The sequence below is a fragment of the Porcincola intestinalis genome (assembly GCF_009696445.1).
Classification (GTDB): domain Bacteria; phylum Bacillota; class Clostridia; order Lachnospirales; family Lachnospiraceae; genus Porcincola; species Porcincola intestinalis.
Map to the genome: position 1 here is coordinate 162536 of NZ_VULZ01000002.1, position 25321 is coordinate 187856.

Annotated in this window: 25 protein-coding genes and 1 pseudogene; all 26 read right to left on the reverse strand. The window is 49.9% G+C overall.

Features of this window, described 5'->3' with window-relative positions; translation table 11 throughout:
• Positions 1 to 57: 57 nt before the first annotated feature.
• The 26 genes and pseudogenes from FYJ35_RS02935 to FYJ35_RS03055 all read right to left on the reverse strand — a co-directional run bounded on the left by FYJ35_RS02935 (position 58) and on the right by FYJ35_RS03055 (position 25220).
• On the reverse strand, positions 58 to 651 hold the full coding sequence (locus tag FYJ35_RS02935) for a nitroreductase family protein (protein ID WP_154522885.1): 594 nt from the start codon (positions 649 to 651) through the stop codon (positions 58 to 60).
• A gap of 57 nt (positions 652 to 708) precedes the next feature.
• Complete coding sequence (locus tag FYJ35_RS02940; protein WP_154522888.1) at positions 709 to 942, reverse strand: hypothetical protein; 234 nt, start codon at positions 940 to 942, stop codon at positions 709 to 711.
• Positions 926 to 1300: a hypothetical protein gene (locus FYJ35_RS02945; RefSeq protein ID WP_154522891.1), complete on the reverse strand. Its 375-nt coding sequence runs from the start codon at positions 1298 to 1300 to the stop codon at positions 926 to 928. The genes FYJ35_RS02940 and FYJ35_RS02945 overlap by 17 nt, the downstream gene beginning before the upstream one ends.
• Positions 1301 to 1359: 59 nt before the next feature.
• The gene (locus FYJ35_RS02950; protein ID WP_235906327.1) at positions 1360 to 3444 is read right to left on the reverse strand and encodes a VirD4-like conjugal transfer protein, CD1115 family; all 2085 of its coding nucleotides are present in this window, start codon (positions 3442 to 3444) and stop codon (positions 1360 to 1362) included.
• A gap of 79 nt (positions 3445 to 3523) precedes the next feature.
• The gene (locus FYJ35_RS02955; RefSeq protein WP_205839678.1) at positions 3524 to 4906 is read right to left on the reverse strand and encodes a leucine-rich repeat protein; all 1383 of its coding nucleotides are present in this window, start codon (positions 4904 to 4906) and stop codon (positions 3524 to 3526) included.
• Positions 4907 to 5016: 110 nt separating this feature from the next.
• On the reverse strand, positions 5017 to 6102 hold the full coding sequence (locus FYJ35_RS02960; protein WP_154522897.1) for a DUF3801 domain-containing protein: 1086 nt from the start codon (positions 6100 to 6102) through the stop codon (positions 5017 to 5019).
• Between the two features lie 3 nt (positions 6103 to 6105).
• Positions 6106 to 6714 carry a septation protein SpoVG family protein gene (locus FYJ35_RS14930; protein WP_154522900.1) on the reverse strand — a complete coding sequence of 203 codons (609 nt, stop codon included), beginning with the start codon at positions 6712 to 6714 and terminating at the stop codon, positions 6106 to 6108.
• Complete coding sequence (locus tag FYJ35_RS02970) at positions 6711 to 7025, reverse strand: hypothetical protein (RefSeq protein WP_154522903.1); 315 nt, start codon at positions 7023 to 7025, stop codon at positions 6711 to 6713. The genes FYJ35_RS14930 and FYJ35_RS02970 overlap by 4 nt, the downstream gene beginning before the upstream one ends.
• 37 nt (positions 7026 to 7062) lie before the next feature.
• A complete protein-coding gene (locus FYJ35_RS02975) occupies positions 7063 to 8070 on the reverse strand; it encodes a DUF5688 family protein (RefSeq protein WP_154522906.1) in 1008 nt (335 codons plus the stop codon).
• 217 nt (positions 8071 to 8287) lie between these two features.
• The gene (locus tag FYJ35_RS02980) at positions 8288 to 8791 is read right to left on the reverse strand and encodes a JAB domain-containing protein (protein WP_154522909.1); all 504 of its coding nucleotides are present in this window, start codon (positions 8789 to 8791) and stop codon (positions 8288 to 8290) included.
• The gene (locus FYJ35_RS02985) at positions 8778 to 8966 is read right to left on the reverse strand and encodes a hypothetical protein (RefSeq protein ID WP_154522912.1); all 189 of its coding nucleotides are present in this window, start codon (positions 8964 to 8966) and stop codon (positions 8778 to 8780) included. The genes FYJ35_RS02980 and FYJ35_RS02985 overlap by 14 nt, the downstream gene beginning before the upstream one ends.
• A complete protein-coding gene (locus tag FYJ35_RS02990; RefSeq protein WP_154522915.1) occupies positions 8959 to 9903 on the reverse strand; it encodes a hypothetical protein in 945 nt (314 codons plus the stop codon). The genes FYJ35_RS02985 and FYJ35_RS02990 overlap by 8 nt, the downstream gene beginning before the upstream one ends.
• 26 nt (positions 9904 to 9929) lie before the next feature.
• Positions 9930 to 11393, reverse strand: a complete 1464-nt coding sequence (locus FYJ35_RS02995; protein WP_154522918.1) for a relaxase/mobilization nuclease domain-containing protein — start codon at positions 11391 to 11393, stop codon at positions 9930 to 9932.
• Positions 11365 to 11745: a plasmid mobilization protein gene (locus FYJ35_RS03000; protein ID WP_205839679.1), complete on the reverse strand. Its 381-nt coding sequence runs from the start codon at positions 11743 to 11745 to the stop codon at positions 11365 to 11367. The genes FYJ35_RS02995 and FYJ35_RS03000 overlap by 29 nt, the downstream gene beginning before the upstream one ends.
• A 184-nt stretch (positions 11746 to 11929) precedes the next feature.
• Positions 11930 to 12361 carry a hypothetical protein gene (locus FYJ35_RS03005; protein ID WP_154522924.1) on the reverse strand — a complete coding sequence of 144 codons (432 nt, stop codon included), beginning with the start codon at positions 12359 to 12361 and terminating at the stop codon, positions 11930 to 11932.
• Between the two features lie 4 nt (positions 12362 to 12365).
• Positions 12366 to 13559: a hypothetical protein gene (locus FYJ35_RS03010; RefSeq protein WP_154522927.1), complete on the reverse strand. Its 1194-nt coding sequence runs from the start codon at positions 13557 to 13559 to the stop codon at positions 12366 to 12368.
• Positions 13560 to 13645: 86 nt separating this feature from the next.
• Entirely contained in the window at positions 13646 to 14821 is a 1176-nt protein-coding gene (locus tag FYJ35_RS03015; RefSeq protein ID WP_154522930.1) for a hypothetical protein, read from the reverse strand.
• Positions 14822 to 14833: 12 nt separating this feature from the next.
• Entirely contained in the window at positions 14834 to 15472 is a 639-nt protein-coding gene (locus FYJ35_RS03020) for a hypothetical protein (protein ID WP_154522933.1), read from the reverse strand.
• A gap of 12 nt (positions 15473 to 15484) precedes the next feature.
• The gene (locus tag FYJ35_RS14935; RefSeq protein ID WP_154522936.1) at positions 15485 to 17737 is read right to left on the reverse strand and encodes an NlpC/P60 family protein; all 2253 of its coding nucleotides are present in this window, start codon (positions 17735 to 17737) and stop codon (positions 15485 to 15487) included.
• 12 nt (positions 17738 to 17749) lie between these two features.
• On the reverse strand, positions 17750 to 19807 hold the full coding sequence (locus FYJ35_RS03030) for a C40 family peptidase (RefSeq protein WP_154522939.1): 2058 nt from the start codon (positions 19805 to 19807) through the stop codon (positions 17750 to 17752).
• 116 nt (positions 19808 to 19923) lie between these two features.
• Positions 19924 to 22365: a VirB4-like conjugal transfer ATPase, CD1110 family gene (locus FYJ35_RS03035; RefSeq protein WP_154522942.1), complete on the reverse strand. Its 2442-nt coding sequence runs from the start codon at positions 22363 to 22365 to the stop codon at positions 19924 to 19926.
• Complete coding sequence (locus tag FYJ35_RS03040; RefSeq protein WP_154522945.1) at positions 22362 to 22847, reverse strand: PrgI family protein; 486 nt, start codon at positions 22845 to 22847, stop codon at positions 22362 to 22364. Before FYJ35_RS03040 ends, FYJ35_RS03035 begins: the two co-directional genes overlap by 4 nt.
• 89 nt (positions 22848 to 22936) lie before the next feature.
• A complete protein-coding gene (locus tag FYJ35_RS14940) occupies positions 22937 to 23497 on the reverse strand; it encodes a type II toxin-antitoxin system death-on-curing family toxin (RefSeq protein WP_328597036.1) in 561 nt (186 codons plus the stop codon).
• A 3-nt stretch (positions 23498 to 23500) separates the two neighbouring features.
• Positions 23501 to 23857: pseudogene (locus FYJ35_RS15160) on the reverse strand (virulence RhuM family protein); the annotation flags it as partial.
• Between the two features lie 114 nt (positions 23858 to 23971).
• Positions 23972 to 24883, reverse strand: a complete 912-nt coding sequence (locus tag FYJ35_RS03050) for a hypothetical protein (RefSeq protein WP_154522951.1) — start codon at positions 24881 to 24883, stop codon at positions 23972 to 23974.
• Positions 24884 to 24923: 40 nt separating this feature from the next.
• A complete protein-coding gene (locus FYJ35_RS03055; RefSeq protein ID WP_154522954.1) occupies positions 24924 to 25220 on the reverse strand; it encodes a hypothetical protein in 297 nt (98 codons plus the stop codon).
• Between the last annotated feature and the right edge of the window lie 101 nt (positions 25221 to 25321).

The window sequence follows — 25321 nt, forward strand, 5'->3', positions numbered from 1 at the left end:
CCCCTTTCCAGTAATGTTTCATTACCTTGGCAATGACTCTTTCAGGTGCTCTTTATGTCAGTCAATATATGTAACCTTGTTTCCCTTCTGCGGCATCAGTTTCCTATTTGGCAGACCGGTATCACTGGCGGGATATCCTATAATAACCGCGCCATAAACACGTTCATCTTTTTCCATGCCCAGTTCGTGCAGATAATCCACGATCTCCGGTTCCTCATTCAGCCACTTCAGCTGGTTGATCCAGCAGCTACCCAAATCCAGGGCATTGGCAGCGATCATCATGTTCTCGATGGCACATGCACAATCCGCTATGTTGTTGCCGTAATCCCGTTGGTTGGCGACAACGATCAGGACCGGCGCATTATAGTAAAACACATACCCGCCCCTTTTTGATAAATTGATTGAGTGTTTCAGGCTTGCATAGGTATCTTCGCTGATTTCCATTGCAGAGAAGGCTTTTTCCGCCATCAAAGCCAGTTTCCGAAGAACATCCTGGTTCCTGATAACCAGAAAATGGTTGGTCTGGTTATTCCCACCACTTGGTGCCTGTATGGCAGCATCAAGGATTTGCTCTATCTTCTCTTCTTCGACGAGATCAGGTTTATAATTCCTGGTACTTCTTCTGGTGAGAATCGCTTCCATCGCATTCATTTCATTTGCCCTCCTAAATAACAGCCAACACCTTCCTGACATTGTCTTCTCTGCGTATTATATATGAGAATTGTAATCAATAACATCAGAATCTGTTTCCGGCTGTTTCTTTATTACTGCTGATATGAGACCCAGGTGCCGCTCTTCCAGGATCTCCCTCTCTTCCATGTCCGTAAGATCTGCGACATTATTGTCATCTGCAGTGCCGACAATCTCTTTCAGTTCCTTTCTCCAGTCCATTTTCTCCTCCCCGTAGAATGATTGTATCGCAGCGCTAATTGACTTTTTCATTTTGAAGGATCCTCATAAGTTCTTCGTCTGTTGCCCCGCTGCGCACAGCCTGCAAGAAAGTGAACTTTTGCTCTTCTGACAGGCTGACGCTCTTCAGGTCGTTCTCCAGATCATAAACAGCTGTATCCTGATTTTTTTGTTCGACCTTATCCGATCCGTTCATATTCTTCCCATGCAGGAATAATTCCAGTTCTTCCGCCGAAAGTGTCTGGTCCTTCGGATGATCTTGGAACAGCGCATCCAGATCCAGTGACAGCAGGGCTTCTGGTTCTATCCGTATGATAATTGCCTCCCCCAAGGCTTCTTTCTTTTCAAAGTATTTCAAATCCCGTTCCGACAGATATTCTATGTTCTGCACGAAAATTCTCCTCCCCTTGCTCTTACCACCAATGACGATGCACTTATTATGCTGCACGGTTACAATAGATTTCGCTTTGCCGGTGTCATCCGGTTACGTAATACAAACAGTTCCTTCTCCTGTTCCTCTGTAAGCTCCATGTACATTTCCTCTTCGTAATAACCGCAGACAGGGATCTTGGAGAGAACCGCGCCGCCTGCATGAATCCTGACCATACCAAGCGGATCTAAGGCTGGTAGGACTTCCGCCTGGCCGCTCTCATACTTGAGCATATATCCGCCGTATTCGAATGGGATCTTATACAGTCCGTCCTGTGTCTCTTCCAGATGGGAAAAGACGTTGGATTCTTTGAAGATGCCCCCGTAATTCTCCAACTGGTACCTGTATGATTTCTCCAGGGCATCCTCACCCTCAGCGTCAATGTAGAAATGAACCTGTTCCTCCTCATAGGCTTCATCCTTCTGCTTATTCCCGTCGTACATTCCCAGGGATGTTGACAGTGCAAATTCATCACTCTCCAGTGTATGGAACTTATCATCCATGATCGGGTCAAATCCCCTGATAAAGATCAGGCACTTGCTGTTATCCATTTTGCGGACCTCATCCGGTGTCAGAAGGTCCCGGCCAATCACATCGTAGTTGCTACTGGAAGATCCGCTTTTGCCGGCACTCTCTCCCTTGGACTGTTTGCCGACAGTATATTTCCCCAACATCTCTGTCATATATTTATGCGTTTCCGCCTCATTGCCGCCAAGATAGATCAGGACATCAGTATTTCCAATGATTGCCTGCCAGGAATCCTTGAAAAGTGCCTGCAGCTGCGCTCGGTTCTGCAGAATCACGTTGCAGGAAATGTTGCGGCTTCGCATAGTGGAGATGATCTCCGTGAAGCCATCCGGCAGCGCGACATTCGGAAACTCATCCATCCAGAATGCCACATGGATCGGCAGCGCACCGCCATACTGGAAGTCCGCAATGTAGTATAGTTCCTGGAAGATCTGCGTATACAGCATTCCAACCAGGAAGTTGTAGCTCTTGTCATTATCCGGAATGATACAGAACAAGGCAGTCTTCCGGTCCGGGTTCTCATACACCCCTTCTCCAAGGGCCCGGATATTCATGTCATCCCTGTCCAGGATCCGCAGCACCTTCGGATTCTGCAGATACGCAAGCCTTGCATGCGCCGATATGATGATTGACCGGATCGTATCCTTTGCGCCGCTACGTACCTTCAGGTAAGCAACCTTCGCAGGATGATCATCCGGAAGGATTTCCATCATCTGATCAAGGTCTGACCGTTGCCCTTCCTTCTCAGCAACCTTCGCCTTTGTCAGCAGGTCCATCATTTCCCTGATGTTTGCCTTCTTGCCCTGTTTCGGACACTCATACCATACATAGGACATGATCGCCTGCAGGTATAAGGAAAGCGCGTTATCCCAGAACGGATCCGAGGATGACGCGCCTTTGGGCGATGTATTCTTCATCATGTTTGTAACCAGCTTGATGATGTCATTATCAGACCGGATATACTCGAAGGGGTTATAGCAGTCCGAGTTGTCCATGTCCACCAGGTTGAAAGCAATCACACGGTACCCCTTCAGTTCCAGTATGTTGCCAAGCTTATGATAGAGCTCACCTTTGGGATCTGTCAGGACCATTGATGTATCCCCTTTCATTCCGTTCGGCATTACATAGTGGAAGCTCTTGCCGGAGCCGGATCCGCCGATCACAGTTACATTGTTATTAAGTCCTGTCTTCCTGGTATCAATGCTCATTCGGATATTCTCTGACAGGATCTTATTCTTTGCCTCGTCAGTATCTTCCAGTTTTTCGTTCACCCTCTTCGGATCAGCAAACTTCGCGGATCCATACTCAAGTCCCGGGATCAGGCTGCGGTAGTTACCGACATACCAGATCACCGCAAATCCCCAGACCAGAAGCAGGATCAAAACCGCTTTTACTGTAAGCACTGTGAACCTGGGCGGCCAGGGATGCGTCAATGAATAAAGCAGGATATCCTGTAGATTGCTAATCGTGATTTTTGTATCTTCCAACTTTCCGATGCCATATCCGGCATATAATACGAATGGCAGCAAAAACCAGAAGAATAACAGGTTCGGTTTTCGTTTATTCAAATGCTCCAATCAGTATGTGCCTCCCCTCTCCGGATTCAAAAAGGAGCCCCTTTAAGAGGCTCCTACCGGCTACAAAATGTAATTTCTATTACTTGAATTTCATCGTTTTTTTCATTCCCTTTTTCAGGAATATCTTCTTATATGCATTCTTCTTTCCCTTCGGGCATTTTATTGTCGCCTTCTTATTTATTCCTTTGAAGGCACTTGCCCCGATCGTTTTCTTTGTTAACTTCTTCGTTTTTATCGTAAGCTTCTTCAGCCTTCCGCATTTCCAGAATGTCTTTGCTCCAATGAATTTGACGTTCTTCCCAATCGTAACACTGTTCAGCTTCTTCAACCCGGACAATGATTTTGAGGCGATCTTCGTGACCGGATATTTCTTTCCGCTCTTCTTTACTGACGCCGGAATGACAATACTCTTAATATTTTTCGATACCGGGCCGGTCAGTATAGCCTGCTGTCCCTGAATAGTATAGATCCCGTTTCCTGCTGTGACTGTCAGGACACCGGTTTCTCCAGAAGGCGGAGTGGCTGCTGGCGCCGGGTCAGCAACTGGAGCAGGTACTGCTTTGGGAATCTCGAATTCATAAGTAAACCATGCATGCCATGTATAGCTCCCGTAATCCACTTGGTCCTCAGCAAATATAGCAGCATGCCCATTAATCTTTACATTTGTGGCAGAAGTCACTTTACCACGCTTGGCAGAAAGATGTACAACGCATTTGTAAGTATGCCCCGCCTCAAAAGTGAGATTGTCCGTCTCTTTGTATTCTTTTGTTCCTTCATACCACCTGATCTTTTCGTCATCAAGTGTTCCAGCAGTCAGTTGGATGTTCTTATCATTTACAGAGCCTTTAAAGACTGCTTTTTCTCCGGCTTTCGGTTCTGTCACCGTGACATTTACACTGCCAATCACATGCGTTGCCCTTACAGAAAGGTTATTACCGGTTTCACTTCCGGAAACTTTGGCGCATTCAATATATTCAGGATCACTGCTCCACATGGGGTGAAACGAACTGGATGTAATAATATCAAGGTTAGATCGTACAATTTGTATTCCTTCACTGCTGTGAATACCATCACAATAAGAACCTTCGTAAGGATATGTCGTATCAATCTCAACGATCGCATCCTGAATACTGATGCTTGAAGTAGAGGCATAAATTCCACCACTCCCAATAATAAGCTTATGCCCATTACCAATAATATTCAGTTTGCCATAGGTATAAGCATCCGCAAATCTTTGTTCTATACTCTCAATAGTACAGTCTTTATCAAGCGTTATGTTTGTGGTTGTGTCCACATCGTCGTATTGGAAAAACCACTCTCCATCCGGCAGTTCACTGGCTTTATAGTTTCTAACAACATCCGCCTCTGCTGTCATCCCCGGAAGCAGGATAAACAGTACTGCAATTATAAATAAACCGGGCAAAGAAAACCTGCTGTTTCTTAAAGAACAATCATTACGCATGCCTGATCCTCTCCTTTTGCAAATGATAAATCTCAATCTGTTTATTAAAATCCCCTCACAGCTATACTCTATCATAATATCTGAAAAATCAATACATGCGTAATTAATTTCTATCTAATTTTTTCTGGAGGCTTAACCTCTTTGCCAACTTGTGGGACAAAGCCTTCCCTTTCTGATTTTACAGCTACTTCCGATCCCGGTTTCTTCCTATCAGGCTGCTGACTCCCATGTGCAACAACGGCCCCGCCCGGCAGTTTGAACATGGCGATTGCTTTGCTTCCATCCGCTGCGACCACATCCACCTTCTGCATGTTCATCATGCTGTATGCCTGATCTTTGAAGATGACGGCAACCCTTTTCCCTGTAGCAGCATCCTTATAGGGAAGAATATCCTCATGCCGGACAAAGATGGAATGGATCCCGTCCGGCAGCATGAACTGGGAAAACTGCCGGTTCTCAAAAACAGGTTTCTGGCTGATCCAGAAAACACTTTCTTCGCCCTTTTCAGCGACGCTGTCCCGCACACGTATCCGAACGTCTGAAACGGTCTCCCGAACCTTCTGTTCTTTCTGCTGGATCTGAGAGAAGGTATTCTTTACCTTCACATGCTCCTGCTCCGCCTGCTGAGCAACGCCGCTGCCTGCGCGCTTCCTGTAATCGGGCGTTTTCTCCACCGAATCCTTTCCCTTTCTCATGGTAGCTTCTACATTTTTCTGTGCAGACTGTTTCAGCGCTTCCATCTCTTTTGTGTCCGTTCCATCCGCTTTCTTCCCGGTCATCATATAATCAGCTTCACTGATTGGACCGACACGGATATGCCGGTTCGGACCGGCTGTGTGGTCAAGCAGCATTGCCTTCATCTTCACCGCGTCAGAGGACGCAATAGCGTACTGCGTCCTCGCATCTCCCCCGCAAAGGTCCGGCATTCTGGCAAACATGATCCCGTGCGCCTTCATTTCCCTTTCTACTGCGGCAAGATCTTCCCTTTTTTCTGAGGAAACATTTATAAAGACAAAATCATCCCCCTTCGTCTGGCGGAGCCTGTTCAGGGAAACTTTACCCTCCCACTTGGCCAGATAGATCGTATTCATCAGCTTTACGATCTGCATGGCAAGCTTCAGCGAAATATTCCCAACCAGCATTGCTCCGCGGCCAAAGAGCATGACAACCTGCACGGCATCTCCAACTTCACTCATTCGTTACCGGCTCCTTTCTTCAAAAGGGGATCCGGCCAGAAACTCCGGTGGGATCTCATCCGGAACCTGTGACTGCCCGCCGATCTCCTTTATCTTCTTTTCATAGGCTTCTTTGATATCCTCTTCCATGAAGCTTTTCACATACAGCGTCGCCGGACCGGCCAGGTTCTGGTATGTCTCATCCCGTTTTTCATAAGGGTATGCTACTTTCAGTTGCCCTTCCCGCTCATACAGTCGGATTCCGTGGATCTCAACGGCATCATTAAAGGTAATCGTAGCGTATGCTTTGGTATCTCCCTTATCAAACAGGCGAATACTCACGTCCAGGCGATACTCCCCCATATCTTTTTTCAGTGCATGCTCCACACTCTGGATGACTGCGGACTCGATTTCCTTATAGACATCCCTGTCTTTGATATAAACTACCTTGTCCCAGGAATCGCCTTTCTTCTTGTCCGGCATTACAACAACCCACATGTCGTTCCCGGTCTCCTTATTCTTCGTCGCGATCAGCTTGACCTGATGGATCACGATCTTTTCCTCCAGGAACACATCGCCGGCAGCAACCAGACTGCCTTTGTCAATGATATTCATTTCTGCTCTGACCTTCACCCCTGCACTCCTCCTTCTTCTTTTTCATGATCATTATGATGAGCCGCATCTTTCCCTGCTTTCTTTATCTGCCCAAATCCGGTACAGATGTCTTCCGCTGCATGGCCATACCAGTAGAGCTCCCCCAGACGCTCTTCCAGGGTTTTATCAAGAAGCGGGATGAATTTCTTCATCCACGCCTCCTTGTCTTTGAGCTGCTTCTCACGGATCTGCCGCATCCTGCGGTTTTTCCTCTCAACAAGCCTTTTCCGGCGCTCGTCATGCCGGCGGATCTCCTCCTCGATCCGTTCCAGTTCCACATCATGAGCCATCGCCTGTTCGCCTCCCCTTCCATCATGCAGACTGTTGTCACAGGATCACATCCTTCGGGAGCATCGGCGTTCTATCCGGAGTCTTATCTTTCAGCTGTTCCGGCAGCGTAAGATTCGGATCTCTGCCCCACTCCATGGTCCGGGTTCGTGCATCATATTCGGAGACGAAATCCGAAAGCACTTCATCCGGTGCCACCTGCGTTTCATTGATCTCCTGCACCATGTTTTCAAGCATGGCCTTCTCTCCCTGGTTCTTCGGCAGGATCAGGACCTCATGAATGGATGAGGGCAGGATATAAAAACCTTCAGGAATGCTATTCCCGATCTTTTCGATCACGCCCGGATAAAACAGGGCTGCAGCTCCAAACTGCAGTGTTTCATTCGACAATACATAGAGCTTTGCCGGTGCTTCATCAATGATCGGATCATCCATCGGTCCAAGCAGGTCTCCGATCACCTCGCCCATCGGGCGGCAGGTAACCTTCTGAAGACGCTGGGAGTTCTCCATGGCCGTGTCGTACAGCTGCGGTTCTAAGATGCCATACTGCTCCATCAGGTTGTTGGTGATGCGGACGGTCATCAGAGTGTCATCCGGTGCTTTCACACTGACCTGGTAGATCAGGGCAATATCCCCAAAAAGCCTGCAGGGAATCTCTTTCAAAAGTTCCGTGTTTCGCGATACACCGATCACCCGTACGGTGACCTTATCCTTTACCTTATTCCAGTCAGCCATATCGGGAACCAGGCCAAGCATGCCGCCTACCCCGCTTCTTCCCCTCTCAATTCCTTTCACTGCCGTATCGGCGATCTGTGTTATGAGCCGTCCTACTGACATCCCTCTGTTCAGGTATGCGTCATAGTAGGGCTCCAGATAGATCACCGGTGCGGGAGTGCCGCTTATCGGCGGTACGAAGGTAAGTCCGACCTGCTCTCCGACATTCGGCTTTGAGACTGTGTGCAGCTGTGTGTCATATGCAGCATACTGCTCCGGCAGAAAGCCTTTGATCTCATCTTTGATGTGCTCGCAAAATTCCTTATAATCCATACATTTCCTCCATAACTGGCAAATAAAAAAAAGACCGGTCTGGTCTTCGCTTCATGGTTTTCTCTCAATTCATTCCATGCATCATCCCTTCATTCTTTTCAGGTACGATGCGTATGCCATCAGGCGCTTCACCATCTTGTCCATATAATCCCTCCTTCCGATAATCATACCAGCAGCTCCTTAAACCTTTTGCCGGCTCGGTAACTTAATCTTTTCATTACAGCCGTTTCTCAGCCGCCCGCTCGTTCTCCGTCATTCCCATCGTTTGCATATTCGCTCTGGCACTTTCCTGAAAGCTGAAGTATGTGCCATCTCTGCCGCCTATGATCAGATGATCCGCAACCTCAATGCCGAGGATCTTACCACATTCCGTCAAACGGTTTGTTACGGCAATATCCGGATCACTGGGTGTGACATCCCCGCCCGGATGATTATGGATGCAGATCACGCTGTTTGCGTTGGAGAGAATGCTTGCCTTAAAAACCTCGCGGGGATGTACCATGGCTTCATTCAGCGTTCCCATACTGACAACGTTCAGATTGATCGGACGTAAGGCGGTATCCAAATTCAGGATCATAAAGACCTCCCGGTCCAGATCCGCAAACTCGCGGATAATGTATTCCACCGCTTTATCCTGTGTATTGACCGACTCTTTTCCGATCACCCGGTCCTGTTCCAAACGCACTCTCACGATAGGAAGTCCCCGGTTATCCTTCATCATCGAAATACACCTCCAGAATGATACCGTCCGGCAGCTCGCTGATTGCAAGGATCAACTCCTCAATCGTTGCCGCGAGGAATCTCTCAAGCATCTTTTCCTGCTTCCTTTGATCATTCTGCTGTCGCATATGGTTACTGGTTTCTGCTCTCTTTTCATTCCCGGACTTCTTACCCATGTATTCGTCTCCTCTCGTAATATGCTTCCAGCAGTTCCATGTTCTCCGGCTTCACTTTCGGATCGCAGATCTTCTGCAGCTGAAGCAGGGAGAAGTCTTTCGAGACGACCCGCTCGATCACGGCAAGCTGCTCTCTGGAAAAATCTCCGTTGCCGAGGACGGAAGCAATAAACTCTTCCCTCCGCTTCTGCTCCCTGTTCCGGCGCCTCTGCGCAAACAGACCGGGGTCGGCCTGCTTTTTCGCCTCTTCCTGTGTTTCTTCGATCTGCATGCTCAGGCGGAAGTTTTCATCAGACAGAAGATCGATCCGCTTCTGCGCATTTTCCCGCTCTTTCTGGTGTTCTTCCCGCAGATCCTGAATCTCCCGTTCGTTTTTATTCCTTTCCATTTCATTGATCTGTCTGATATATTCCGTCAGCCGCGTGATCTGTGCACTGGCTATTTCCTGCTGCCGAACCATATGCCGTCCCATGATGTCAAGACTCTTCTCAACAGAAGAATTTGCTGGTCCGGTCTCTTCCTCCGCATTCGTTGACTTCATGAAGTCTTCAATCCACTCCCGGATCTGCTCTTCCTGCGGTTCCTGATCCGTAAGCTGCTTCAGCAGAAAATCCTCCCCGATGGCAAATGCGGCCATCCGCAGCCGGTCAATCGTCTGCGAAGGATAATCGATCACCTTCCCGATGAAGGCATCACTGAGCATCTGCTCCACCATCAGATACAACTGCTCCCGTTTATGGATGAACTTCTCCTGTTCCGGAATGCCATGCCTGATAATCAGCTGCTCATAACGCTCCTTTTTCCCGATCACCGTTTCCCCGGTACTGTCTGCCGGAACATCTATCTGACTGTTATTCTGCGCTTCCTCCTTGGCAGGCGTTACGCTCTCCGTTTTTGTCTCTTCAAACGTTTTCTCTGTTAATGCTTCTGTAGACATTTACCCGATCACCTTTCTTTTCATTGTTAAAGTCTGCGCTCCGGTACATCACGGTTTCTTTCAATGCCCTTCTGCTTCTTTTCATCTCCCGGTACAGACGCAGTCTGCTGCCGTTCTTTCTCTGCCTCCTGCCTGATGCCTTCAAGAAGTTTGATCTCATGCCGAAGATCCTTTAAGTACAGGCGGCACCGGTCATATTCCTGCTGTGCTTCCATATACTGGTTCAGTGCCTTTTCAAGCGGCATATGCTCCAGGATCTGGTTTTCAAGCTCCCGGATCCTTTCCCGGTTTTCTTCTCTGTTTTCAATCAGCCTCTTTCTCTCCCGCACCAGGGCAAACATCGGATTCCGGTAGAGTTTTCTTTTTGCGAAGTTAAAGGCCGTGCCTGCAGCTTTCCGCTCTGTTTCAAGTCCAGCCCGCCTCTCAGCAAGGTCATCCAATGATCCGATATCACGATCCAGGAGGTAAGTAATGTGCTCCGACAGTTCCTTCAGCCTGACCACATCCTTTTTATATTTCCATGCATCCTTAAGCTCCGGCCTGCGGATGAAGCAGGTGTTTCGCCAGCGATAATAGAAATGCCGCTGAAACGGTGTCAGGTGAAAGTTTTTGTTCTTCTGCCTCTTTCTGATCATCAGGAGTCTGATCGCCTGTATACCCCCATACACAACAAATGGCTCCGTGCGCTCCATTGTCTTCGCAGTCTTGATCCGGGCAATCAGTTCCTCCCTCCCGTATCCCGGACCAAGCGATCTGGTCCGCACTGCCTTCGGCTTACCGTAAGGTTTCAGGGAAAGATACTTGCCTTCCCGGACCTGGTAATGCATGGCCTGAAGGTAAGACAGAAATGAGGCGTAGGAATCACTGTTCCTTACCGCCTCATCAATATCGTCCCGGATGATATCCGTCCAGGAAACCCTGTCTGGATCCGTCTTCTCACCATTTTGTCTTTCTTTGTTCTCCCTCCAGGTTTCATAAGGAGCACCCACTCTCTCCTCGCCGTAAGTTAAGGGCGGCAGTCCGAACTTTTTGCAGACTGCGGCGGTAATAGGCTGGATCCTCTTTTCCCAGTCCCCATGCGGGGAATGATACTTCAAACCTGTCAGGCGCGAAACGCTGTCGAAAGTCACATGGATATGAAGATGTGGTTTATCGTCATGGATGGCATAAACGTAATAATAGTTTTCACCAAGCAGTTCGCTGCAGAATTCCTGTGCGACTTCATGCGCTGTCTGTATGGAGACATCTGCTTCCGGTGGAAAAGAGATTACATAGTGAAACCCCTGCGATCCGTCTTCCTTATGCCAGTATCTCTTATTCTCCACCATCGTCTCGTATACCCAGTCCCAGGTAACACCGGCATTCCCTCCGATATTGAGACCTCCCTGTGTCTTCTCCGGGTTGAGGATATACCGGATGTTGTTCTTCAGGTGCTGCGCTTTATTCCCGCGGCTGCATTCCTTAAGGCGCAGTAGTTTTGTGATTGCCATCCGCCATCTCCGTAAGCCGGCTGCAGATCTTTACATGTAAGGACCGGATCTCCTTCAGATCTTCTTCCAGCCTTCTTTTCTCAGCACTGGTCTGATAACCGTTAATGTGGTAACTGCGTACCAGCTGGTTGATATTCACGCCAATCCGGTTGACCTCATAGTTCAGCTGCTTCATCAGTTCCGATACTTCTACCGGGATCCTGGGAAGATCTCCGGAAATTGCCCGGTTCCTGATAAAGTCCGCAATGCTCCGTTTCTCCCTCCATGCAGCTTCCCGCAGCCATTTTGCTTCCTGGTCGTTCACACGTACCGTAAACCTGATGGTCCTGTTTCTGTCCTTTGCCTGTGCCATTTTCTCCTTCTCCTCCGAATTTCCAATCCCTGTATCAATCATCCATCATTTTCCCGGGTCGAACTGCAAGATACGCCTTTGGCAGCCAAACGCATCTTGTCAGGGGAAGCCCCTGAGACCCCTTAAAAATGGCAGCCAAACTGGTAATTGCCAGTTTGGTGGTTTTTGCGCCGAACTCATCCTGTCAGGACGATTTCACCTCCGTCCCGACATCGATGTGCTTCTGCAGCTTCTGATACTTTCGCATTGCCGCCGCATCCTGACTGCTGCTGATCTTTTGAAGCAGCTTAAGCAGTTCAGACTCATCCACGACCCTGAAGCAGCCAGGGTGCTTTTTCATCAGATGCAGTGCACCGGCCTGGTCTGCTGCCAGATAATAATGTCCATCAAACTCCCCTAAAAGCTCAGTACTGCTTTTTGCCTTCGGATCCGCCAGGGCATCGTCAGCATCTTTTCGCCTGTCACAGCAAAGGAGCCGCAACGATCCGTTTTGCACATATTCATATGTTCCTGCAAGCGATACAAGGAAACGGAGTTTTTCCATGTCTTCCCTCGACCGGCTTCCAAGTACGATCCCGACCGGTCCGGCCTTAATGATGATCTGCTCTTCTCCCATCGCTTCACCTCTTGAAACTGTAGCTGTTGCCTGTCTTGTCATACACGGCCGATATACTGCTCCCGTCTGAAAGAGACAGTGAGATCGATGCTGTCCTCGAATCGCCATCGATGCTGTAATCCGTGACCGTCGCTGATTCGACGTCCTTCTTCCCATGGTTGTAAAGCCAGTCATACAGGCTGTACTGAAACTCGTACCGGTTGTCGATGTAATTGAGCAGTGTCTCCGGGATCTTCTTTATTGCCAGATTTGTGGCATCATAAGAATTCTGCGGAGTCGGTGTGCTTTCCGTATTCTGCCCCACAGCTGCTTCCGCCCGCGTTGTCTGCGCCGAATTGTTGTTTTGGGAGGCCTGCGATGTACTCTGCCCGTCAGTGCCCTGCGCAGTCTGACCGTTATTTCCCCTCTCATTGCCCTTCACGTTTCTGAGCAGGAAAATGTACTCTCCGGGAAGATCAGGATAAAAAACTACATCCAGGATATAATCATCTTTTCCTTCCAGCCTTCCCTGAAAAGCAACGGCCGCGCTGGATGAACCGGCGATCCGGTCTTCGATAATGATGCGCTTTGTCTGAATCTGCTGTCCGGCAAGAAATGCCCCGGCATCCTTAAGAAAGTCAGATTCCAGAAAACCGATCTCCCTCTTCTCCCTGTCGGTAAACCCCGTGACCGTTGTGACGCAGCCAAGCGAGGTTCCCTGTCCTGTTTCACCAAAGACCGTGTCATGCAGGGACTGAAGGCTGTTCTTCGTCTCCGTCAGCTGATCCTGGATTTTATCAAGTTCTTCCATCAGTCTGTCATTGGCTCCACTACCTTTGCTTTCGGTATTGTTCTCTTCGGTTTCCATATCTTCTGTTTCCGGACTCAGCGCCTTATCTGCTGCAGTCTCTGTATCCTCTCTGGGAACACTGCTTACGTATGTTTCCTTCACCGGCCTCTTTTTGGAGTTCCCCGAAGAAACTCCTGCGATGATCAGGATCAGCACGCCGATCATTAAACAGACTGCAGGCAGGACAGCCTTCATAATCAGGGAACGATCATTCATCCATCCCCACTCAAATCCGGGCGAATCATCTTCAAGTGAGACTTCTTCAATCTCCGGATGTTCCCCCGTCCAGTCGGTTTTTCTATCAATCATATTGTCATCCTGTGCCTGCAGGATTCCGTCTTTATCTTTCTTAATCATGTCTTCTTTCATCTGCACTCCTCTCTTGTCCGTGCATGATAAAGGAGCCGGTGAGACGGCTCCTTCAAAATATGTTCTATCCGTTGAGGTTCATCTTTTTACAGTCCTCCGAAACTGTAGGCATCCTTCTTTCTGTTGTAGGATCCTTCGATCACACCGCCGGTGCTTAAGGTAATGGTGAACTTCGCCTTATCCTTCTCCGGAAGGATTTCATAGCTGCTCATGGTTCCGACGATATTGCCGCTGCCACCCTTCAGAAGCACGTACTGGAAGCATTCCTCATAAAAACGGTCCTGATCTCCAACGTACTTCAGGAAAGTTTTTGACACCTGCATGATATCGAAAGATGTTGTAGTCGTAACCGGTGATCCCTGGGAATAACCGCCCGTGCTGCCGGATCCTGTTGCGGATGTGGATGCAGTTCCTGCAGTGGATCCTGCAGTGTTACTGTCAGCATCAGCTGCAGTGTTTTCTGTCTCGTCTTCCTGAATTTCCGTAAACATGTAGGTGCGCTCTTTTTTGAAGTATGTGGAAAGCACACGCCATCTGGGATCATTGTTGAAGTAGATGTAATGGTAAACCTTCCCGTCTTCCTTCTCACCGTCATATGCCTCGTCGGAGAAGTACACATCCGTTACCGTACGGTACTCGCTCCTGGCAGAGTTAATGTGAAGATCGTCTCCGAGCGCCTGCAGGAACGCGATATCATCAAATGCGCCATCGTACGATGCAAGGATCTCTCCGGTCAGTCCGTGAAGTGTTAACCCGTACGGCGCCTCCTGCGTCTTTTCGCTTACTGCCTCGGTTTCCTCCGGTTCATCCGCAGGAGGCGTCTGCTCCTGTGCTTCCTCTTCCATGACAAACTTCATGTTTACCAGCACATCGCCCTGGGGCATTACAAAATTGATCCGCTTATCCTCTCCCTTTACATCGTTCACCAGATAGGAAATCTCCTGGTTGATGTCTTTTGCCATGTTGATTGTCAGGCCGCCAAAGATCTTGCCGGTCTGCGGTTTGGCAATAAAAGTCACCATGGCATCTTCCTCAACGGACAGCCTTACCTCGGAGTCGTTCTCGCTTTCCAGGTAACTCTCAGGAAATTCCAGGCTTCCGCCGGTCGCTTTATAGATCAGCACTTCGTGCTTTGCAATCTCTTCCACCGGTGCCTCCGGCTTTTTCTTCGTAAACAGCGAAAGCAGCAAAAGAACCAGGATCAATGCCCCGACAGCTGCTCCCGTTACGATCACGGGCATCCTGTTTTTCTTCTTATACATACAGTCTCCTCCTTATTCGTGATAGGCATATATGCTGTAAAAGTCATATGCCTTGTTGTAAGTGGCAAAGTAGTACTCGGAGTACTCCCTGCTTCCGATCCTTGCCGTCACCATGATCTGGCAGGTCAGCTCTGTTTTGTTGTCATCAATAAAGTCCACCACATCGATGGCGGAAATGTCGTACAAAGATCCATAAGTGCCGTAGAGATGATCAGCCACTGCCTTTGTCAGAGCCTCTTCTCTCCCTTCCGCAAAAGCCTCCAGCATTCCCGCCCGGCTCTCCGATAAAGCCGGTTTCTGTCTGCGAAGGTAAGAAGACAGTTCGATGTCCGTCTGCTCCTTCTGCTCTTGCAGTTCTTTTCTCACAAGATCCGGATCATGTTCATGCTGTTCATCGCTGTTCTTTTCTCCGGTTTCGCTGTTCCCGCCCGAACTTGAAATTTCAGATAGCAGGCCGTCATCTTCCGTTTCCGCAAATCCTTCCATCACACGGTAACGCTCCACATCTGCCTCCGTCTGTTCTTCTGCAGCTGCCGGGGCAAAGCGATTGATGAAAGCCCGGGAGGCCGCACGGATGAAGACCGGAACCATGAACGTCAGGATCAGAATTCCGGCCATCATTGTCAGGTAATACATTTTTCTGTCTTTCATCTGCACCTCCCGTCAGGTCCCGAAATACCAGTTGCCGCCGATCTGCACCGCGTCATTGCCGGTTGTCTTTCCCTTCGTGCTTCTAAAGCTTGTGTGGTTATGATTCCGGATGCCTTTCACAAGACAGTCGTTGACCGCCTGCTTCACATATTCCGGAACATTTCCTCCAAGACGAGGCCTCCAGTAGTCATCCAGGCTGTAGCAGTACTGTCCCGGAGCGGTCAGCTGTGTGAGTGCATCCCCTCCGCAGCCGCTCCACCGTTCTGACTCGGTTCTGTTCATGGCGGAAGAAATGACCGCAAGGGCTCCCTCATAGGAACCATTGTCTTCCTGCGCAACGATTGCCCAGATCAGTTCCAGCTGATCCTGTGAATAAACAGATCCGTCCTGCCGGTTCCCGCTCTCACTGATGCCGGGTACTTTTCCCTGCGTTTCAATGATGTACCTTCTGATGGATGTGATCGGCATGTAGTCGACTGCACTGATTGTCGGTCCCTTTCCGGGATTCGAAGCAGTGTTGCTCTCATTGCCGCTGCACTGGATCACCTTTCCATCCCCCAGGTAGATCCCGACATGCGGCCCGGATCCGTAATAGATAATGTCGCCCGGCCTTGCATCTCCAAGTCCGTTTACCACCTGTCCGCTGGCCCCCTGCTCCTGGGCAGTTCTGGGAATGCTGACCCCGAAGCAGCCAAATACACTCTGGGTAAAACCTGAGCAGTCCGCTCCGAATCCAAGGCTTGTACCGCCATATACATATGGGAGCTTCCCCTCAAAGGACAGCGCATACTCGCATACTGACTCGCCCATCTGATCAACAGCCGGTTTTACGGAAGTGAGGGTATAATAAAGGGAGCGGTTCTCCTCCGGGGTAATCACTTCCTCCGCAAGAGAGATCGTTCCCTCTCCCATATCCTCCGTCACGGCTTTTGCCCCTTCTCCTGTAAGAAGCATCGACGCTTTGACAAACCCTCTTACATCACCGGATTCCACAAACAGCCATCCATCGCCTGCATCTTCCAGCACATATACCAGGGTGCCGTTTCCGATCTCACCGACCGTCCTTGCGCCATCCTTCGGATACTCCAGAATGGAGCCGGGCATGTAAGTGATTGCGTAGTCCTTCTCTGTCACCACATCCTGCGTAGTAGTCTTAGTAAAAGTGAACGCCGCATTATCGGAAATCTCCACATCTGCATCCGCTTCCTCAAATGCTTCTTCACCCAGAAGATCTACTGTTTCATCCGTATGGTCTCCTACTGACAGGTCTTCCTTCGGGATAAAGCCCCGGGCATCACCGGACTCGATGTAATAAAAGCCGTCTTTCTCATCCAGCACATAAGCCAGGCCAAAATAGGGAATCTCCCCGACAATTCCGGAACCGGTGTCAGGTGCCTCATAGATCCTGGCCAGACGCGAGGTGCCGGCAATTCCGAAAACCTTATCAACCTGGGTAAACCGAAAATCCCGTTTGAAATACCAGCTCTTGTCCCAGTAGCTTCCATTCGAGTAGTAAGCACCTCCATAGCCGGACCCTCCAAAAAGGTCCTCTTCTACCTCTGTTTCGATTTCTTCTGCCAGCAGTTCTTCCGTCTCTGTTACCGGCTTCTCCGTCTGCAGTTCTTCCGTTGCAGTCTCGCTTTCAGGATCCGGCAGGTCATCCTGCGTTTCCGTTATTCTTTCGGTCTCGGTTCCCGGCTCAGACTGCGGCTGATCTCCGGGACTCCCCTGCTGACCAGTCCCGGAAGGTTTCTCTGTTGTCTCTTCCGTTGCCGACTGGGATACCGGAGGTTCTGTTTCCTGTATGCCGTCCGTCTCTTCCGGGGCACTGCTGCCGGCATGATCTGATGGTTCCTCCGGCGAAGGCGCCACCGTCTCCTGCCCGGATGACGTGCCAGTTTCATCGGAAGAATGCGCTTCGTCACCGCCGCCCCCCTCTGCTGCCGTCTGCGGTTCCATGTCCGCTCCATCCGGATCAGTTGTCTGCGCTGATCCCTCATCTGTGCCGGGGCTGTCCTCCTGCGCCGCTTCAAGGACGATTTCTTCCGATCCCGTTTTCTCTCCTTCCTCCGGGGCAGGCATCTCATCTGCCGGCGCCGGATTCTGTGCGTTCTCCTCTGTTCCATCTGTCATATCCTCTCCTGCCTCTTCCTGCTCCTGTGTCTCCATTCCGAATGCTGTCTGCGGCATAAGGCTGCAGCCATGAAGGCTTCCGGCTGAGAGACCAGCACTTATAAGCAGTGCCAATACCTTTTTGTGTTTCACTTGATCGCCTCCTTAGTTTCCAAAGAACCAGTTTCCTCCGATCTGGACCGCATTTGGTCCGGTTGTTTTACCCTTCGTGCTTCTGAAGCTTGTAAAGGAATGGTTTCTGATTCCCTTCTTCAGACAGTCATTCACTGCCTGCTTGACATATTCGGGTACATTGCCGCCAAGCCTTGCTTCCCAGTAATGATCATTGCTGTAACAGTACTGGCCCGGAGCACACAGCTGTTTCATCGCCGTGTTCCCCAGATAACTCCAGGTCGGCGACTCCGTACGGTTCATGGCTGATGAGATGACTGCCAGGGCTCCTTCGTAAGAACCGTTGTCTTCTTGTGCTACGATCGCCCAGATCAGCTGCAGGTCCGCCACGGAATAATTGGTCGGATCGACCCTGTGCCCTCCGGTTCCCACTCCGCCGGCTGCACCTTCCGGAATGATCCTTCTCACCTGATACTGCCTGGTGCTGTAGGAAACCATTGTCACCATGACTCCAGGTCCTGCATTTCCAGGTGTTGTATTTGACCTGCTTCCGGTGCAGTGCACCATCTGCCCATCCCCGATGTAGATCCCAACATGTGTGGAATTGCCGGAAGCAATCCCGCCTGTAAAGAAGAGGATGATATCTCCGGGCAAGGCTTTGTCCGTGCTGTTGGCCGTAACCAGTGTTCCGCTTCCTTCCATGGAGACCGTGTCACCGCCGATCTCGAAACCAAAGTGCGAGAAGACGCCATGCACAAACCCGGAGCAGTCCGTATAGTCCTGCCAGTCTGTTTCGTATGCCCGGCCGCCTCCCCATACATACTTGGTGACACCCACCCAGGAAAGCGCATATTCCACAAGCTTTGCGGCTGTTGCATTGGCTGTCGGCTCTTCCTGTGTCAAAGAGATCGAAGACAGCAACAGCGGAACCATCATGACCAGCAGCATAACCGGCACCAGAAGCAGAATCAGATATCCCTTTCCTTTCGATGCCAGAAACCTGACGGCTTTCACCAGTTCCCCGCCGGCCGCCTTCAGCCGGGATAAAGAAAAAGAAACGATCCGGTATGCCCTTCTCGCTTCTTTCGCTTCCATCTCCTGCACTGTTTTCTGTTTCTGATATTCCATCCGGCTGTTTTCCAACTGCTTCGTAAAGCGTACCTGTGACTCAATAAGCCGTCCCAGTGTCCTGGCATAATCGCGGCTGATCTTCTTTCCGGCCTTATCTCCGGTCCCTCTTTGCTTTTCACTGCCGGCACCATTTCTTTTCCTGGCGTCATTACCATTTGCCGGATTGCCGCTCTCACGGAAATTCTCTCCAAAACCGCCACCCTGTGTAGGCTGGTCTTTCAGTTCCAGCACCGGATTCCCGGTTCTGGAACCTCCTACGACCTTTCGCCAGGTCTTTGGTCTTTTATCTCTCGTCCTCTGGGCGAATTGCCGGGACATTCTCCTTCTCCGGAAATTGCGGGCGTACAGATCATCAGATCGTGAATAAGCTTCACTGTAATCCCTGTATCCGTCTTTCCTTACGTCCGTCTCATCCGCTGAATCCTCTGCGTCCTTCCTGTTTTTTCCTGCCTGCCGCATCTTTGTCTGCAGCAGTGCGGGATCTGTTTTTCTTTCAGGATATCCTGGCTGTCCGGTCATCGGCCGATAATCATTCCAGCCATACTCATCCATCTGCTCAGAGAATGTCCGTACACGAGAGCCCCGGGAATTCATCCTGCCATTCCTTATTCCGGCTGACCCCTCAGCCACCGCTGCAGCTGTCCCGTTGTCTCTGTATCTGCCAGTGCCGATCCGTCTGTCGATCCTCTTCTCAGTTTTGATGAGCAGTTCTTCCTGTGTTTTTGCCGGCAGCTTTTCAAATGCACGTCGCTGTGACGGTGACAGCTTCGAAAGCGCCTCTTTCCGATATGTAATTGCAGCGGCATTCCTTCTCCAATGCATCCCTGTAAATGAAGTTCCGACTGCATACCTTCCCGGATGCCCCCGGGTGCTTCTTCCATGCCAGCCGGTTCTTCCGGAAAAGCTTCTTACATTTTTGGTCCGTATCGCTGTATCCAGCGCAGTTCTGACTTTTCGCATCCTCCCTTCCTCCCGGCTGGTATTTGCGTCACACGATAGTTTTTATTATTCTTCTGCAGATACTATCGTGACATGCTAATTTTTCTTCGTGACCATCCTGCTCTCTTCGCAATCTCTCAAGCCTGTGAAAAGCTTCCTGTCCGGAGTATGTTTTCCAGGCTTCCCGCCTCCCTTTTCAGCTTCTTTTTCCTGATTGCCGAGAGTTCATGGAAATTCGTGTTGAACAGCTTATACATCTCACTCTCGTGCGGCAGCCGCCCGTCAATCGGGATGACCCGGTTGCCAAACTTCAAAAGGCCGCACCCATGATCCGGGTTGGAAATGTACTGCATCAGGTTCGGTGAAATCCCCAGCTCATTCTCCAGGAGTTTTCTTTCATTCTCCTTGAGGTTTAACAGCATCAGGAACTCACTGTTGCAAAGCATTGATTCCACCGCCTGGGTCGTAAGAAGGTCCGCCACGTTCTGCGTGATGGCCGTACACAGACCTCCCATCTTTCTGACCTCTCTCCAGATCTTTTCCAGGTAAGCTGCCGAATACGGATTATGGGAAAGATTGTGGAATTCATCGATAAATACCCAGGTGCATCTTCCCTTCTTCGCGTTATCCGCGATCCGGGACCGGATACTCTCCAGCATAATGATGATCCCCATGCCGGACTGCGATCTGTCGATATCCGCCATACCGTAAACAGTCATACGATTCTTCGTGTTGACATTTGTCGGCCGGGAGAACATGTTCATGGCACCGGTCACGAAAAGCTCCATTGAAAGCGCCAGCGCCTGTGCCCGAAGCTCAGGCTGGTTTTTCAGGATTTCGTAGAATTCCTTCAGCGTAGGCGTCTCAAAGCCCTTCTGTCCAAGGCCCGTATATACCTCCTGCACCACGCGTCCGATCAGGGAATTGTCCTCCGGCTCCATCGCATTCTCCTTGATCTGGGAAAAAATTCCCAGCATCAGGTTCGTTTTATCCTTCAGAAACGTCGCCTTTGAGTCCATGTACTGGAAGGTATCCGTATCCAGAGGATTGATGTAATGCTTTGAGGCCGACGAGAAATCAATAAACTGTCCCTTAAAGTAGTCCGCGATTCCTTCATACTCATTCATCGGGTCGATGATAATAATGTCATCCTCCGTCGTCAGGAAGATCTCCGTGATCTCCTTCTTTGTCTCCATACCTTTACCGGATCCGGAAAGACCAAGGATAAATCCGTTTCCGTTGAGCAGCGTCTTCCTGTCACCCACCAGGATGTTTCGGCTGATCTGGTTGACTCCGTACACGATGCCGCCGCTCTGGTACAGTTCATGCACGATGAACGGTGTCAGGGCAGATAACGGCTGTGACAACATTGGATACATAATGCTGCAGAACCGGCAGCCTACCGGTGAAGCCGTGTTGAAAGCTTCGATCTGCTCCCAGATGGCATCCGTAAAGTGGAAACCTTCCCCTTCTGCAGCCGATAAAAAAGCCACCACGTTGTTTTCCAGCTCTTTCTTTGTATCGGCGCTGATCGTTACATACATGGCGACATAAAACATCTTTTCATTATTGTCATTGATCACGTCCAGCAGTTCCTCCAGTTCCGCTTTCTGACGCCGGACATCATATGAAACGTCTGATGACCAGGCTCCGGCCTTGTTCCTTGTCTCCTGCTGTTTTTCAATAGACCGGCCGTTTTGCATGTACAGTTCCGACAGGCGTTTGCGGACCACTTCCATCGGAATGGATGCCACATCTGTCGTAACCGCGCACTGGAACGAGCCTGACATGAACTTGCCCATCACATCCGGATTGATGCCGCTTGGCATCTGCGGAAGATACAGGACTCTCACATACCGGTCATTGATCTGCAGCGTTTTCCCGTCCAGGGATCCGTATTCATCCTGGAAATACTTTAAGTGTCTCGGTGCAAGGTAATCGAGCCAGTCCCGTTTCCCCTTAAGGTCCTGTATGGAAAATCCCTGCCGAAATTCCTCTCCAAGATGGTAGAAGGACCTGAGGTGCATCAGCCGCTCCGTCGCATTCAGCGGGATCAGCGCACTTTCCATCCGTGAGAAATTCACCATCAGGTTGGCTTCAATGGACCGGAAGTAATCCCGGGCCTGCTGTATGTCTTTCTTCTTACAGGTGATCACAAACAGACGCACCTGCTTCAGTCCTGCCTGTCCCCTCATCACGCAGTCTTCAATATATGCGTTGAAAGAACGAACCATATCCCGAAACTCTCCGTCCCGCTCCCGTATACAGATCTGCTGGTGCACCCCGGCCAGATCCTGGTTGTTGTTAATCACGATCACCTTGAAGCTGACGGACATGGAGTTTAAGAGCATGCAATACTGCCGCAGAAAATCATCTTTCTCCGCATCATCCATCGTTGCGAAGTTGGTGTCCAGGAACAGATACGCTTTATCAAACAGCACCTCTGCCCCTTCCGGTTTGTTTTCCAGCAGAAAGATCCCGTCCTCTGCAATTTTATGAACCGGAATCAGCTGCTGTACGCTCTCGGGAACTCTGTAAAGCTTCTCCGTCAGCTCCCGGTATTCTTTCATTCCTTTCATGTGATCTGCATCACCTCCTCATGCGCTTCCATCAGGTCCCTCAAGCTGTCTTCTGTCTCGAGGTACAGGATCTTTGCTTTCCGGGTCTTGCCGTCAGCCTTGTATTCCGCTGCACCTGCCGCCATGGACCCGCCAGTCGTTTTCACTTTTACGGTCTGATCATCCTCCTCTGTTCCATACAGCAGCATCTGCGGGATAAAAGAATAGCTGCTGCGTTCTTTCACCGCGCCGCTTTTCCTCAGGTATTCTGCTATATTCATTCCGTGTATCTTCAAAAAGCCATATGCAGCGATCGGAAAAACAACCGGCAGTGTCAGGTACAAAGCCAGAGACTGCGGCAGATGAAGCACACCGGTCAGTGTCAGATACACTGCCGCTCCGACTGCAATCGTGATCAGTGAGATCACACTCTGCCGCAGGGTCAGTCCCTTGTAAAAATCGTCTTTATACTCATCAATGTTCTGGTTCACCGGTATCAGCATTGAGCTCCCCTCCTCATATCCGGAGCATTAAAAAAGGACCGTATTCTACGATCCTTCACTGCTCCTGCTATTCATTTCAGATATTACCATCAACCAATGCAATTCATGATCACACTGATCATCATCTCTTTTTCTTCCGGTCTGGACTCTGCAATCATGATCGTGAGCGCAACCAGTGTATGGTCATCCAGCAGTTTTTCACCGTTCTCATCATACAGGATCCCGTTCCTGTCCAGAAAATACAGGAACATGGTCGCTGCAATTCGCTTATTTCCATCCCAGAAACTGTGATTCTTTGTAACAAGATAAAGCAGGTTTGCCGCCTTTTCCTCCAACGTCGGATAGATCTCCTGTCCGCCAAAGAACTGGTAGATGTTCCCAATACTGCCCCGGAAAGACCCATCCTTCTCCTGTCCGAATAACTCTGAATCGTTCCCGAAACGCATGTTGTCGATAACGGATCTACACTCCTCGTATGACAATACATAAACAGCATCCGATCCCGCCGGCCGTTTCATTGTTTGGTGGTCATAGTCATCCAGCAAATCCAATGCTATACTGTAGCTCTCGATCACGGAAAGTACCTGACGGCTATCGAGGGAATCCTGTGTACGCTTCAGCAACCGGACAACATTGCCAAGATCTTCCATTCTTCGCTGATTTACAGCATAGCCTTGAAGAATATAGTCTTTTAATACTTTGGAAGCCCATTTTCGAAAAGCAACACCACGTTGGGATTTTACCCGGTATCCAACTGAAATAATCACATCCAGACTGTAATATGCCACCGGCCTGTCGGAATTTGCAATTTGCAAAAAATGCAAATTGCTTTCTTTATCAACCTCATGCTCTTTAAAAACATTATTGATATGCCTCGAGATAACAGATACATCACGCCCGTACAATTCACTCATCTGTGCCTGACTCAGCCACACTGTTTCCTGTTCCGGAGTGATTGGAACCTCTAAAGAGAGTTCTCCATCTGTAAACAAGACTATTTCGTTCTTCATGATTTGCCCTCAACTTACCTGCGCCTTGAATTTGATTACAGCTGAGTATATACATCTAACAATACAAATATAACAATGTTCACATAGCACTTCAACTACAATGCTTTATGCTTGTCACCCAAGCCCCAGGCATCTTCTGACAGTCATCTCTGCTCCCTTCACACAGGCACAGGCTGTTACCATCGGCATGCAGTACCCGCAGATCAGAAGAAGCAGGGAAACAATCGAACCGCTCTTGGCCCCGGCACTGAACATATTCGCATCCTTGAACATGCCATAGCTGATCGATATCGCCAGTGCGATGACGACCGCTTCCAGCGCATACCCGATGAAAGTGCGAAGCCATGCTATGCCGGTCTGGGCAAATTCATGTCCTCCTGCAAACCCCGCAAAAGCCGCCGGCGCAAACGGCACGCACAAAAGCAGCCTGAACAGCCTGGACAAAACAGACAGGACCAGACTGACTCCGCAGACCATGATCACCGCACCTCCGAAAAAACCTCCCAGCATTCCGGCCAGTCCCATGCCGATCCAGGTGCCGCCATCCGCGTCATCATCGTCCTCAAGCTGATCCCTCACCGTTTCAAACACGTTCTCAACGTCCTTTGACTCCATGTTGACACTGATCTGGGACGTAACCGCTGTGGCACATTCACAGATCCCGGTTACAAGGGACAGGGAATTGACGATCAGGGACGCTGTTATCGCGTACCTGACAAAAAACCGGAACATGTTTTCAAGTGTGAAGTTGTTGCGGATATCAATGGACTCCCTCAGCCATCCCATCACGAAGAACAGGACAGCCAGGGAAGCAGCAATTGCCAGGGACATCTGGTAAACGGAACCGGTCACCACGCCCCACGCTCCGGACTGTGACATCGGACTGATCTTTACGTAGTCCAGTGTCAGCTTGCCGGCGTTTTTCCAGAGCGTATAACCGGTCTCCAGAAACCACTCCCCCACATCCAGGAGGGATTTTCCGATGCTCTCGAGCGCGGCATCGATCGCGCCGCTGATTAAGCCCATATTCTCAGCCCTCCCTCTTTCTTTACTCCTGTCCCTGCTGTCACTTCAACAGGGCAATGATCTGCGGTGCCGCCACCATAATGATCCCGGATACCACCTTCTTCAGCGACATTGTCTGCTGCGAAGTATCATGGGACTGGTAGGCCGTAGCAAACTCAAAAATGCCCCAGGCCAGCACGATCACGCCGGCAGCCGTGACAATCCCAAGGACCAGTTCGTTCAGTGATCCCAGTTTTTGGGTAACAACTGCCGTTGCAGATGCTGTCTGAGCAAAAATCGCAGACAGACCCGCGCCCAATACAGCTGCCTTATTGATCAGTTTCTTCTGTCTTTTCAATTCAGCCTCCTTTCCGGCGAAGGCGGATCACTCCGCCTTCACTAGGGCAATAAAAAAGAACAGTTCTTACGCTGTCCTCTCTGATAATGGTTACTCATTTT